The 13944-nt window shown below is 42.6% G+C and carries 11 protein-coding genes and 1 pseudogene; 5 read left to right on the forward strand and 7 right to left on the reverse strand.

Annotation, left to right across the window (positions count from 1 at the left end):
• The 7 genes and pseudogenes from DXB58_RS28470 to DXB58_RS19525 form a co-directional block, all read right to left on the reverse strand.
• On the reverse strand, positions 1-1122 hold the full coding sequence (locus DXB58_RS28470) for an alginate lyase family protein (protein WP_369907173.1): 1122 nt from the start codon (positions 1120-1122) through the stop codon (positions 1-3).
• Positions 1099-2259: pseudogene (locus DXB58_RS28475) on the reverse strand (glycoside hydrolase family 88 protein); the annotation flags it as partial. The pseudogene DXB58_RS28475 and the gene DXB58_RS28470, both read right to left, overlap by 24 nt.
• A gap of 125 nt (positions 2260-2384) precedes the next feature.
• Positions 2385-4085 (reverse strand): DUF4979 domain-containing protein, encoded by a 1701-nt coding sequence (locus tag DXB58_RS19505; RefSeq protein WP_122137955.1) that lies wholly within the window; start codon positions 4083-4085, stop codon positions 2385-2387.
• Positions 4086-4116: 31 nt separating this feature from the next.
• A complete protein-coding gene (locus tag DXB58_RS19510) occupies positions 4117-5934 on the reverse strand; it encodes a RagB/SusD family nutrient uptake outer membrane protein (protein ID WP_122137956.1) in 1818 nt (605 codons plus the stop codon).
• 12 nt (positions 5935-5946) lie between these two features.
• Positions 5947-9273 carry a TonB-dependent receptor gene (locus DXB58_RS19515; RefSeq protein WP_122137957.1) on the reverse strand — a complete coding sequence of 1109 codons (3327 nt, stop codon included), beginning with the start codon at positions 9271-9273 and terminating at the stop codon, positions 5947-5949.
• Between the two features lie 158 nt (positions 9274-9431).
• Positions 9432-10409, reverse strand: coding sequence for a FecR family protein (locus DXB58_RS19520; protein ID WP_122137958.1), 978 nt, complete (start codon positions 10407-10409; stop codon positions 9432-9434).
• 127 nt (positions 10410-10536) lie between these two features.
• The gene (locus DXB58_RS19525; RefSeq protein ID WP_122137959.1) at positions 10537-11085 is read right to left on the reverse strand and encodes an RNA polymerase sigma-70 factor; all 549 of its coding nucleotides are present in this window, start codon (positions 11083-11085) and stop codon (positions 10537-10539) included.
• Between the two features lie 252 nt (positions 11086-11337).
• Between DXB58_RS19525 and DXB58_RS19530 the strand changes: the two genes are divergently transcribed.
• The 5 genes from DXB58_RS19530 to DXB58_RS19550 are packed head-to-tail and all read left to right on the forward strand — an operon-like array spanning position 11338 to position 13933.
• Entirely contained in the window at positions 11338-11619 is a 282-nt protein-coding gene (locus DXB58_RS19530; protein ID WP_117937343.1) for a tol-pal system YbgF family protein, read from the forward strand.
• 34 nt (positions 11620-11653) lie between these two features.
• Positions 11654-11881: a ferredoxin family protein gene (locus DXB58_RS19535; protein ID WP_004297419.1), complete on the forward strand. Its 228-nt coding sequence runs from the start codon at positions 11654-11656 to the stop codon at positions 11879-11881.
• Between the two features lie 11 nt (positions 11882-11892).
• A complete protein-coding gene (locus DXB58_RS19540; RefSeq protein WP_117937341.1) occupies positions 11893-12975 on the forward strand; it encodes a 3-methyl-2-oxobutanoate dehydrogenase subunit VorB in 1083 nt (360 codons plus the stop codon).
• A gap of 7 nt (positions 12976-12982) precedes the next feature.
• Positions 12983-13156: a hypothetical protein gene (locus DXB58_RS19545; protein WP_008999147.1), complete on the forward strand. Its 174-nt coding sequence runs from the start codon at positions 12983-12985 to the stop codon at positions 13154-13156.
• Between the two features lie 12 nt (positions 13157-13168).
• Positions 13169-13933, forward strand: a complete 765-nt coding sequence (locus DXB58_RS19550) for a thiamine pyrophosphate-dependent enzyme (RefSeq protein WP_008999146.1) — start codon at positions 13169-13171, stop codon at positions 13931-13933.
• The last annotated feature ends 11 nt before the right edge of the window (positions 13934-13944 follow it).

Consider the following 13944-nt stretch of genomic DNA (forward strand, 5'->3'; position numbering starts at 1 on the left):
TCATTTCTCATTCATTTGTGTCCTGAAAAGTAATGTTCCATATCCGGGACCATCACACCATTTAGAGCCCCCCTCAATCGGTATTTTGGACATTACACGCCGGGTATAGGGCATATCCAACCCCTTGCGGGTGACATAGTGGTTGTATACAATCTCAAATATCGGGCGAAAGGCTCCTCGTTCTTTCTCCGAAATCACTTGCCAATCGCAATAACGTCCTGATATATCCGTCCAGACTTTGAAAGGAACCGATTCTCCCAGATTATACTTTACCGTATATTCGTAGCCGGTCAGCAAGCGGTTGTCAAGTGCGGCATACATCTTTTCATCACCTTGATTATAACCTGTTTCGCAAACTTCAGACAGATTACCCAATCCGAACATCACGTGGTCCTGATCGCGTCCACTCTCCTGGCACTGCCCGCTTTCACTGATATAATTTTTAATTGTACCATTATCGTGACCATTATAGTAGAAGTCAACAGCCTGATTATACAAAGATTCATCATCCAGGAAAATGCCGAAAGCCATATATGCTTTCGTTGCAGCGGCTCCCCAGTTTCCGTTTGTATAAGGCTTGGCTTTGAAAAAGGTGTCCAGAACCGGAATAAATACCGTACGCAACATGTGCTCCCAGCTTGCAATATCTTTCTTTTCAACCTTGTCATACGTATACTTGATAAGTTCGGCGGCATTGGCTAACATACTTCCTTGTAAAGAAGCACACAGGGGATCATCATTATCATTGGGGCCAATAAGTTTTAATACAGCGCTATACGCATTCAATATTTCGATTGATTTGCGGGCATGGGCTTCCTTTCCTGTAATCGTCCACATCAGAGCATTCAAATAAGCTGCTTTATGGTCATCTTCGCTCGGTCTTTTTGTATAGCTGTTCACTCCCAAGCGGGCTATAACCTCAAAAGGTCCCTGAAGCTGATAATCGGATGAAGCACAAGGATCGGCCTGCAACAATAAATAAGACTGATAAGCCGGATTTATCTTCTGGTCTACATAATGCCTGATTCGCTCCAGGCTCTCCCGGGTATGTAGAATACCCGGATGGATAAATTTATTCTCTTGCGACAGAGCTTGTTTTGCTTCTATTTTCTTCCACCTCATAAGTGCTTCTATATAGTAATAATCAGCATAAATGATAGAAGCATCTATTTCTTCCCCGGCAGGATAATGCCCGGTAGAATGTAATAGAAAGGAAGAGTTCTTCTTTCTACTCTGATAGTGCTCTGAAGATAAGCTATGAAGCATTTCTTTTGCTAATGCATAATATCGTTCGGATCGTTCCGGATCGTCTTCCAATGTTGACAGTTCCAATAAGGCGGACGCTGTTACCGCAGCAGCCGAAGCGTCTTTGGGTGCTACCGGAATATCTGGTGCATCAAAATCCCAGAATGGAATCGGGTCGGCCGGCAAACGACTGATATAAAGATCGGCCAGCTTTTCTGCAAATCGCAAGAAGTCCTTATCACGGGTTTCACGATACACCATCGTATAGCCATAAATAGCCCATGCCTGTCCACGTGCCCACATAGAACGGTCACTATATCCCTGGTGAGTGATTCCTTTTATAAGCCTGCCGGATATGGTATCATAAACGGCCACATGATAGCAAGAGCCGTCTTGACGAAAGTGATTTTCTTTAGTCACACGAGCATGCGACAATGCCATATCATAATACTTTTTGCCTCCTCCATTCTTTGACGCCCAGAATAATAATTCCAGATTCATCATATTGTCTATGATTGTATTGTGCGGCCAACCATTTTCCGCAACTTTCCACGGCCATGACAGAATAGTTCCGACCCGGGGATTATACAGTTTTGACAGTTCTTCCGCACTTTTGAGAATAACGTCCTTATAATATTTATCCTTTGTCAGACGGTAGGCATTGCCATAACTACAGAATATCTGGAATCCCAGATCATGACTGGTAACTTTATGGGATAAAGGCTCTAACAGTCTGGTGAAATAAACGGCTTTTTCTTTTATCTCTGGTTCCCGGCTATATTCGTAATCATACCATAAAACTCCCGGAAAAAAGCCACTCGTCCAATCATCGACACTCACCATATTCCAATGCAACTTATGAACATCCATGGATCTCGGAATTTTAGAAGAAGTTCCTATCGCTTTTAATGTTTTATGTATTTGCCGATTACAGTAAGCCAGTTCTGTCTCTTGCGCATTAGCTATACAGATAATGCATAAGCCTATCCACAAAGAGAGTATTCTTTTCTTTATCATTTACCTATATTTTAATGATGTATATAATAACAAGAGGGTGTATCGAAAGCCTACAGTAACTCAAGACACACCCTCCCTTTATCCTCTTTTTACCTATTTTTTACCTTATAATTGGGAGGTGATTAGTTTTCTTCCAAATATTTAATCAGTTCCGCCTCGTTTCTAAAGGATTTCATCCATTTAACGGTATAAGGCGATACGCCGTCCGGATATTCAAGATCAGCAATCTTCAACTTGAGAGACATATTGAATGATTGATCCGTAGGTATCGGCTTACCTAACGTGTAACTTGCTCCCGTCACCAAATCCCAGTAATAAACGGTACCATACTCCTTCTCAACGGTAGAATAAGTGCCATGTCCGTGCTGGTTACCTTTATCATTTATTAAAGATCCATATTCGGGAGAGTCAAACGTTATCGCTTTCTTCGCCGGAAGACCTTTTATAACTACCGCTACAATAGGATAATTACCTACGTGGAAGGTTGACTTTCTCTCTATATCACCTCTATATTTTCCATTGCTTTGCAAAGCAGGTGTCACAACCAAATTATCTCCGTCTGCTGCTGTCGTTGCATTGGCCGTAGCGACCTTCCATTCGGTTCCTTTCGCATCAATAGCTCCTTCGCTCGGCGGCATACCCGATTCTGTACGGAACAGTAGTGTGCCATATCCCGGATGGTCACACCACATCGCATCCCCTTCCGGAGAGATTCTTGAGATAACCTGCTGCGTATACGGCATTTCCAGACCTTTGCGAGTTACGTAATGATTGTAAGCAATCTCAAATACAGGCCGGAACTTTCCTCGATCATCATCAGAGATATTATTCCATCTCACTCCCGTCACATCCGTGAAAGGTTCAAAAGGCACATCGTATCCGAGATTATACTTAGCTGTATACTCATACCCTTTCATAAGTCTGTTTTCCGATGCGCTCCAAAGCGTCTCGTTGCCCTGATTATAAGCAATTTCGCAGGCTTCTGCCAGATGTCCTATCCCCAGCATCGTGTGGTTTTGGTCACGTCCGCTTTCCTGACATTGTCCGCTCTCCATAATATAGTTCGTCAAACTTCCGTTGTCGTGCCCCTCATAGAAAAACGTCACCGCTTCGTTATAGAAACTTTCGTCATCCAAAAAGATACCGAACGCCATAAAAGCCTTGATAGCAGCGGTTCCCCAATTGCCGTTTGCATAAGGAGATTTGGCAAAGAAGTTTCTCAATACCGGAATAAATACGTTACGGAACATATTCTCCCAAGACTTGACATCCGTATCCGATACCGAAGGATAAGTATGTCTCATCAGTTCAGCGGCATTAGCAAGAAGAAATCCCTGCAAAGCAGCGCACAGGGGAGCGTCATTATCACTCATATCGATCTCACGCAATGTGCCGGCATAAGCATTCAATATCTCAATCGACTTTTGAGCGTGCGCCGGATTCTGGGTAATACACCACATGATAGCGTTCAGATAAGCAGCTTCGTGATCTTCTTCGCTTGGAGTCTTGGTCGACGAAGTGTTCTGTCCGAAACGTGAAATAACCGTGAAAGGACCTTGAATCTCATAAGTAGACGAAGACAAAGGACTCTGCTGCAACAGTCTGTAACAATCTATTGCCGGAGAAACATTCCCATTCACAAAGTTCTGCATCCGGGTAATGGCAGCTGTCGTATGTAGAATACCGGGATGAACGAACTCCATAGAAGGTCCCACTTCCGTATAGTTGGGATTCGGATTGGGCGGCGGAGGCGTATTATCTTCCTGACACGAAACAAACGTAAACAACAAGCATAATATCGGTAGTATATATTTCATTTTCATATGAATATCATTTTAAAGGTTCAACATTCGATTACCAACCCGGATTGTTACCCAATTCGTGACCATTGGACAAAGAGTTCAGCCACTGCAAAGGAATCGGACGCAATTTAAACTTACTCTCAAACGACTCTTGTGTCAAGGTAGTCTTGATTGTTCCGCCATAAATATTGGAAACATCCCAGTTGTACTTCAACACACGTTCAGCCAGTTTGCCGGTGCGCTGCAAGTCGTTCCAGCGTGATCCTTCACCAAGGAGTTCTTTGGCTCTTTCGTCCAAAATATTATCTATCGTGACATTGGAATAACGAGAAAGCCCACTCTGCGGAGAATGTTTTTCTGCACGGGAAACAACGTAGTTAATATATTTCTCGGCATTAGCCTGATCGTTGTTATTCATCACTGCCGCTTCCGCCGCAATCAGACAAGTTTCCGCCAAACGGAAGAGATAGATATCACGCGTTCCCGAACCGGATTCGTCTTCCCTGTACTCCGCATTTCCATCTTTGAATTTCCAGATAGGAAGACAGGTACGAGAAGTTGCGTTCGTTGTCTGATAAGCGTGTTTGTAGTAATCATCATTCGCCCAATTTGTATTATCCCCCATCGGATAGTTGAACACTTTATATCTTACTCCATTCTTGTCCGTTTCAGCCCAATACTTATATTCAGGATCGGTAGGTACCGGGAAATAGATAATCTTATCGCCTTTGGCGAACACTCCATCTACAGGAGTAGTACACTGGAACCAGTTCTTGCCTGCATCCTTTCCGTCTGTGGAAGTACTCGCATTACCATTCAAAGGACTCATAAAGGTCACAGAAGGACGTCTGTCTTTCTGCCAGTCATACATCATATAAGCAAATTTAGTAGGAATCGCCTCCACATGCATACTCGCATTACCATAATAACTGTCTTTGCCCAATCCCAGCCATCCGCCAATAGCATAAGGCATCATATACCATTGATTCCAGATATTGGTGTTGTAGTTAGCTCCGTCAGCAAAACCGATAGGGAAAATAATTTCATCGTTTATTTCATTCGACTGACGATGAACCATCGCATAGTCGTCCAACAACTTATGTCCGGAATTAAGATACACATCTTCAGCATCCTTGAATGCGTTTTCAAAATCCTTCGGATCGGCATACTCTTCATAACCACGTGTCAGATAAACCAACGCACGGATATGCTTCGCAGCAGCTTTGGACATGCGTCCGTAGTTGGAACCCGTTTGACGCCAAGGAAGAACACTAATGGCTTCTTCCAAATCTGTAAAAATCTGCTGGTAGAAAGCGGCACCATTCGAATACTCGACAGTATAGCTCGGCTCTTTAGACTCGTTGATTTTCAACGGTCCCTGTCCCCAGTTCCTCACAATCTCAAACAAATACCAAGCTCTCAACGCTTTGGCTTCAGCCACAAGCTGTGCCAACGCACTGGGTTCTATTCCATCAGGGTCGTCTGTCTTCAAAATGACACTCTTCGAACGATCGATAGCAGCATTTACATTATTCAACGCATTGAAATAAGAACTCCACATCGCATAAATAGTACCGTTATTTGACTGATAAGTAGTGGTATACTGATTCATTGCCGCTACTTCTGTCGGATAATTCTGTGTGAAGACATCCGTACCTTGTTGTGTAAATATCTGATAAGTAGTAGTATTATAGATATTTTTCAAGTTTGAGTAGCAACCTACAATCAGACTCTCATATCCCCCCTTTGTCTGATAGTATTTGTCCGCTGACTGGCTGGAATGGTTCACTTCGTCCAGAAAATCAGAACAAGCAGTCATTCCAAAAGTAAATAACAGAAGCGTATACTTCAAATATCTTTTGTTTATCATAGATCTGTTTTTTTAAAATGAAATATTAACACCAAGTAAAGCATTCATAGTCATACCGTCCGTATCTCCAATGTTAGTAAGATCAGGCTGTTCGGGATCAAGACCTCTAAACTTCGTAAGAATGAAAGGATTCTGTACAGTCACATAAATACGGGCATTATCCAGTCCCCATTTCGACATCAGTCTCTTGTTCAAAGTATATCCCAGCGTGATATAGGAAACTTTCAGGAAGTCTGTTCTTTCATAAGCGATATTACCTCTGGACCCCATCTGTGAGGGGCGTCCCATGGTATTCGAAGGATTCTCCGGCGTCCAGTAATTAGTTCGCAGATTGTTGAAGTTCTGGCTGTTCCATTCTAATGCGAAGTTCTCAAAGAAACGGTCGTACTGTGTGGCTCCCGCCTGGAAATACATGTGGAATGAAAAGTCGAAATCATAGATTTTGAACATATTTGTCATACCTCCTGTCCAGTCCGGTGTTCTCTTTCCGTCGATGATATAGTCATCGTCCGTCAGCTTGCCATCATTGTTATAGTCTTTAATCTTGAAGTTACCCGGTACACAACCATATTTTGCAGCCTCTTCTTCTTCTCCCAACTGCCATACGCCAATTGTATTTTGAGTCCAGTTCGTATCTACCGGCTTACCGATGAAACGCTTGTCAGAATAGCGTCCTCTCATGCCTTTCAGATGAATGGAATAATTGCTAAGATCTTCTTCATCAGCCAGACTTACGATTTCGTTTTTATTGTAAGCCAGGTTGATGGTCGTATTCCAGGCAAAGTTCTTGGTCACGATATTCGCGGTATTCAATTGCAACTCAAATCCGCTGTTTCTTACGGAACCTACATTCGAAGTAACCGACGAATAACCCAAATGAACAGGAATATTACGTTTCATCAACAGGTCATTGGTAGTACGATTGTAATACTCAATGTTACCCGAAATTCGTTGGTTTAAGAAACCGAAATCAAGACCTACGTTATATTCTGAAGTACGCTCCCAAGTCAGCATCGGATTGGCAATGTTAGCAGGAAGATTTCCTACGGAAGTAGACGTTCCGAACGGATAATATACAGACCCCGAAATGGTACCTTCGGATGCATAAGGAGACACAGAGTTGGTATTACCTGCCTGACCATAACTGAAACGCAGTTTCAGGTTGGACAACCAATCCAGATTCTTGGCAAAATCTTCTTCAGTGATTCTCCACGCAATAGCTGCGGAAGGGAAAAGCGCCCATTTATTTCCTTCGGACAAACGTGAAGAACCATCGTAACGCAAGCTGGCTGTAAGCAAGTATCTATCCATCAACCCATAGTTGATTCTACCTACATAAGACATCATCGTCCACTGACTGAAATTGGAGCTCAAGCTCTCGATAGCTCCCCCATTCAGGTTATACCAAAGTGAATTGAAAGACAAATCCTTGCTTGCACCGTACAATCTGTCGTACTGATACTTTTGAGCGGAGAACACTCCGGTCGCAGTAATAGAATGAACAGACTTCTTCCAAGTATAGTTCACAATGTTATCCCAAATCCAACTCAATGAATTATCTTTCGTCGCATTCGCCTTAGCACCTTTGGCAGTTCCCTGCTGTGCTTTTGTCCACACTCCGATATAATCCCCCATGGAAGTCTGTGTAAAATAAGGAGAAAACGAGGAAGTAAGTTCCAAATTCTCAATAGGTGTTATTTTAAGATAAATATTGCTTTGCAGGTTGAGGCTCTTCACTTGCGAGCGCTGGTTTTGAGAAGTAACCAACGGATTGAAAAGATTATTGCCGGAATATTTCCATATCTCCTCACCTGTCACCAGGCTATTGGGATGTTGAGTAGGACGCATACGGAACACATCACGCAACAAGTCCCAGTTACCTTTTTCACGAATACTGTGAACCGCATACATACTTCCTCCAAAAGAAACATGCTTATTAATAGTGATATCTATTACCGAACGCAAGTTGTAGCGTGTATATTCTTGCGGCTGAATCATACCGTCTTCAAAATAATAGCCGCCAGAGAAACCGTATTTCACAGCTTCCGTACCACCAATTGCCGACAAGCTATGGTTTGTCATAAAGGCAGGACTGGACACAGCGTCCAACCAATCGAAATACTTACCTTCTTTCACTGCCTGCAATTCGGACGGGTCAGTAAAAATTTGCTCGTCTCTCTTATAAATATAGTTGGGAGCTCCGCCACGGGTAGCCTCTCTCGCCAACTGCACATATTCGTCACCGGACATCATGTCGGGCAAGTTTGTATAAGATCTCACACCAACATAACCGTTATAGGAAATTTTCGGCTTACCAGTCTGTCCTCTTTTGGTCGTTACGATGATTACACCGTTTGCACCACTGGAACCATAGATAGCCGTTGCCGAAGCATCCTTCAGGACGTCAATCTTTTCAATATCGTCCGGATTGACAAAATCCAGATTACCGCCGGGAACCCCGTCAATGACAATCAAAGGAGACGAAGAGGCAGTGATAGAGTTGATACCACGAATCTTTATATCATAGCCTCCACCCGGTTTGTTATTCGAACGTGTGATGGTCACACCGGACAACTCTCCTTGCAACGCACCTGCGGAATTCGTTTTTCCACCTCTAAGCAGAGTTGTATTGGAGACAGAAGCGACAGAACCAGTCAAGTCGGACTTTTTCACAGATCCGTAACCTACCACCACTACTTCGTTCAATGACTTCGCATCTTCACGCAATACAACATTCAGAAAGTTTTGAGCGGATATTTTTATTTTTTGTGTCGTATAGCCAAGATATGAGATTTCAACCTCATCCCCTGCTGCTACTTCCAAAGAGAAATTACCGTTCATATCCGTTATCACTCCCTTTTTTGTTCGGGGAACGATCACATTAGCCCCCACCACAGGAAGGTCTGTTTCATCTTTTACGATACCTGTTATCTTCTTTTCCGAACCGCTTGCGCGTCCGTCTTTGTTTGTAGAAGAGACGTTTGGCTTTTTAGCCAGAATGATATGACGTCCTTTAATGGTATATGACAGGTTGGTCTTACTTGCAACCGCATCCAGGACATCTTTCAAAGAACTGTTCGTTTGATTAATTGTGATTCGTTGTTGCTTGTTGATTTCGTCCGAATCATAGAAAAACAAATAGTTGGCCTGTTTTTCTACCATTCGTAACACAGTCTCGAGTTTTTCATTTTTTACTGATATCGATATTTTCTTTTCCTGCGCATACACGTTACCAACTATACCCTGCAGAATAAATAACAACAAAACAGCAAAGGTTATTTTTGTATTTTTTATGCTTCTTTTTAGGGCAAACCCATAGACAATAGGCTGTTTATTCATACATTTGTAAGTTTTAAGATTAAATACTATTCCGTTCGAAGGAAGTTTAATTTAGGAGATGCGTGCATCTCTCGGAGAGAAGAGGATTCGCCAAAATCTTCTTCTCTTTTTTTAAGGCTAACTACTGTTCATAACAATGTTTTATTAAATTATACGGCTCAATGAATCGTCACTTGCCGATTATTAATACTGTATCGAATAGGGATTGAAATATTAATTATGTCCAAAATGTCTTTGATGCTTTGCCCCCGATAGAAAGTTCCGGTAAACCGACGTTCTTTCAACTTATCAGACTGTATCCGGAAACTGACACCGTATATATTTCCCAATCGGGCTAATATACCCTCCAAATTCTCTTCATGGAAATAGTAATAACCGGAAATCCATAAGGTGTAAAGAGCCGCATCTACTTGAGCCACTTTATAAGAACCTTTGTTTTTGTGATATATATATTGTTGATTCGGAGTTAAAACGGTTAAAGTGTTTACCTTTTCACTAACCAAGCGAATGGAGCCTTCCAATAATGTGGTGGTTACCACGGAATCAGACGGATAAGCATCAACATTAAATTTCGTCCCTAAAGCTTCTATTTCCTGCCCGTTCACAACTACGATAAAAGGCTTGTCTTTCTGCTTGGCTACATTAAAGAATGCTTCTCCTTCCAGATAAACGACACGCTTCTCTTTTCCATATTGCGGATCATAGCGGAAAGTAGTCTGACTACCCATGCTGATTTCTGTGCCGTCTGGCAAAACAACTTTATCGGCTACGATTCCATCGCCACTGACATATCGGGCAACAGGTACGGAAGAAGTATCACCCAACCACCAAAAGAGAACGGAAGTTAAAGCAACAGCTATCATCGCCACCGCTGCATAAGCCTGAACTTTCCGGAAGAGAGTGTATATTTTCCTCGGAGCCTGTTTCTGTTTCTTTTCCAGTAACCGCTGCCAGCTCTGATCCATATCAATATTATTTCCTTTAGACAAGCAAGCGTCATAGACCATCTTTGCCTCAAAAAAGATCTGTTTATTTTCAGGCGTTTCATTCACCCAATCATAAAACTGATTGATCTCTTTCTCATTCAACGAGCCTTTCAAAAATCCTATTATTAAATCTGAAGTCATGCTTTCCATATATAAATAGATATTATTTTCCTGTTTTTATATATGTAACGAGCAATCAGCAGGAATTACTCACCGACTTCTTTATTTTTTTTGAATTTTATTTTCCGAGACTGCGAAGAATAGAAATAAATCAGCACTAAACGAACATGAATAGATAGACGAAAGCAGTCTGAAGCTCTTTTCGTAAGAAAAGTAAGGTTCTGTATAATTGGTTTTCTACTGTCCTGGTGGATAAGTTTAATCTCTCGGCAATTTCCGCCGCTTTAAGTCCTTCCATATAAGATAACAGGAAGATTTCACGTCTCTTTTCGGGCAGTTCATTTATTTTTGCCATCACATGTGCCATTAAGTCTTTCCTCATAAACAATTCATCAGCACCGTCATAAAAACTCAACTCATCTAATTTGAGCTGGATAGCACGCTTGTCGGCAAACTCCTGTTCGAGATTAATACGACGCAAATGATCGATACAGGCATTCCGGACAGCAACAAACAATATATTTTTAACCTCTGATTCAGATAACAGAAATACTTGTTTATCCCATATTCTAAGAAATACATCCTGCACAATATCTTCTGCAAAAAAAGGAGAAATAAACTTCCCAGCAAAACGCAACAACATGGGCGCATATTGCATATACAGTTTCTGATAATTATTTATATCATTCACATGTTCATTTTTCATTTCAGTATTCTACAAGGCCAAAGTGTATTAATAATCATCATCAGAGAAAACAGCCAATCATGTTGGTGGCGACAAAAATAGATATATTCTCGTTATAAACAAAAAAGATGAGAACCGTTTTTTCTTTCATCCTGACTATATATTCATAGAATATGCAATAAAGCCCAAACCTTGCAAATTTCCGTTCTCATTTGCCCCATTTACACAAATAAAAACTATCTTTGCGTTTCAGAATCCCGAAAGACGAAAGAAATGGAGCAAATAGACAACCTAAAAGAGCTTATCAATCAGGGGGATGTGGACACAGCGATTAAGCAATTGGACCAGCTTCTCCAGGACACTTCTGTCGAAAAAGAGAAAGATACTCTTTACTATTTACGGGGAAATGCCTACCGAAAAAAAGCAGATTGGAAGCGGGCACTGGACAATTACCAGTATGCCATCGAACTCAATCCGGACAGTCCTGCCGTTCAGGCCAGAAAGATGGTAATAGATATCCTCAATTTCTACCACAAAGATATGTTTAATCAATAATCGAACTCAAAGATAACGTAATAAAATAAAGATTATGGCAAAAATCAAAGGAGCAATCGTAGTCGACACGGAGCGTTGCAAAGGATGCAACCTGTGTGTAGTGGCATGTCCGCTCGATGTAATCGCCCTCAATAAAGAGGTAAATATGAAAGGCTATAACTATGCCTGGCAAGTAAAAGAAGATACCTGCAACGGATGCAGCTCGTGTGCAACAGTTTGTCCGGACGGATGTATTTCAGTGTATAAAGTAAAAGTAGAATAAAAGAAAAGAATATGGCAGAAGAAGTTGTATTAATGAAAGGAAACGAAGCCATCGCCCATGCAGCGATCCGTTGCGGTGCGGATGGATACTTCGGTTATCCTATTACTCCCCAATCGGAAGTGTTGGAAACGCTTGCCGAACTGAAACCGTGGGAAACAACCGGCATGGTAGTACTCCAGGCAGAAAGTGAAGTGGCAGCTATCAATATGGTATATGGAGGTGCAGGTAGCGGAAAGATGGTACTGACCTCCTCTTCAAGTCCGGGTGTGAGCTTGAAACAGGAAGGTATCTCATACATTGCAGGTGCCGAACTTCCTTGTCTGATTGTGAACGTGATGCGCGGAGGTCCCGGACTGGGAACTATCCAACCGAGTCAGGCCGACTATTTCCAGACAGTGAAAGGCGGCGGACATGGTGACTACAAGTTAATCGCTCTTGCTCCGGCATCCGTACAGGAAATGGCGGATTTTGTGGCATTAGGATTCGAACTGGCTTTCAAATACCGTAATCCGGCTATTATTCTTGCCGATGGTGTGATCGGACAGATGATGGAAAAAGTAGTTCTTCCTGCACAAAAGCCACGCCGCACGGAAGCGGAAGTGATTGAACAATGCCCGTGGGCTGCTACCGGAAAGGCCAAAGATCGCAAACCGAACATCATCACTTCTCTGGAACTGAAACCGGAAGCAATGGAAATCAACAACCTCCGCTTCCAGGCTAAGTATCGCCAAATCGAAGAAAACGAAGTACGTTTTGAAGAAATAAACTGCGAAGATGCAGAATATCTGATTATTGCTTTTGGCTCAATGGCGCGTATCGGTCAGAAAGCCATGGAGCTGGCTCGTGAGAAAGGTATCAAGGTAGGTATCCTTCGTCCGATTACTTTGTGGCCGTTCCCGACAAAGGCTATTGCCGCTTATGCTGATAAAGTAAAAGGTATGCTTGTTACGGAACTGAATGCCGGACAGATGATTGAAGATGTCCGCCTGGCTGTTAACGGTAAAATAAAGGTAGAACATTTCGGACGTCTCGGTGGTATTGTGCCCGATCCGGATGAAATTGTAACTGCCCTGGAAGAAAAAATAATCAAATAACGAAACGATGAATCCCGATAAAATAAGAAACGTACTGAATATCCTCTTTATGATATTGGCCGTTGCAGCCATCATCATCTATTTTGTAGCCAAAGAAGATTTCAAAATGTTTATCTACGTATGCGGCGCGGCAATCTTTGTCAAGCTGATGGAGTTTTTTATACGGTTCACCAACAGATAAGGAGAAGAAGTTATGACTAAAGAAGAAATAATCAAACCCGAGAATCTGGTTTACAAAAAACCGACTCTGATGAACGATAACGCCATGCACTACTGTCCGGGCTGCAGTCACGGTGTGGTACACAAGCTCATTGCCGAAGTAATAGAGGAGATGGGTATGGAAGATAAAACGGTGGGAATCTCTCCGGTAGGATGTGCAGTTTTCGCCTATAACTATTTGGATATTGACTGGCAGGAAGCTGCACACGGACGTGCTCCTGCTGTGGCAACTGCTGTAAAGCGCCTGTGGCCGGATCGCCTCGTATTCACTTACCAGGGTGACGGTGACTTGGCTTGTATCGGTACAGCCGAAACCATACACGCTTTGAACCGTGGCGAAAACATCACGATTATCTTTATCAACAATGCCATCTACGGTATGACAGGCGGTCAGATGGCCCCGACCACACTGGTAGGAATGAAGAGCTCGACTTGTCCTTACGGACGTGACGTTGAACTTCACGGCTATCCATTGAAAATCACAGAAATCGCAGCCCAACTGGAGGGAACGGCTTACGTAAGCCGCCAGTCCGTACAATCCGTACCGGCCATCCGTAAGGCAAAGAAAGCTATCCGCAAGGCTTTCGAGAATTCCATGAGTGGTAAAGGTTCCAACCTGGTGGAAATCGTTTCCACTTGTAGTTCAGGCTGGAAGATGACTCCGGAGAAGTCTAACAAATGGATGGAAGAACACATGTTCCCATTCTATCCGCTGGGTGATTTAAAAGATAAAGAATAACGCTAAAAGTC

It is taken from the genome of Bacteroides sp. OM05-10AA (assembly GCF_003439055.1).
In the GTDB taxonomy this organism is placed as follows: domain Bacteria; phylum Bacteroidota; class Bacteroidia; order Bacteroidales; family Bacteroidaceae; genus Bacteroides; species Bacteroides intestinigallinarum.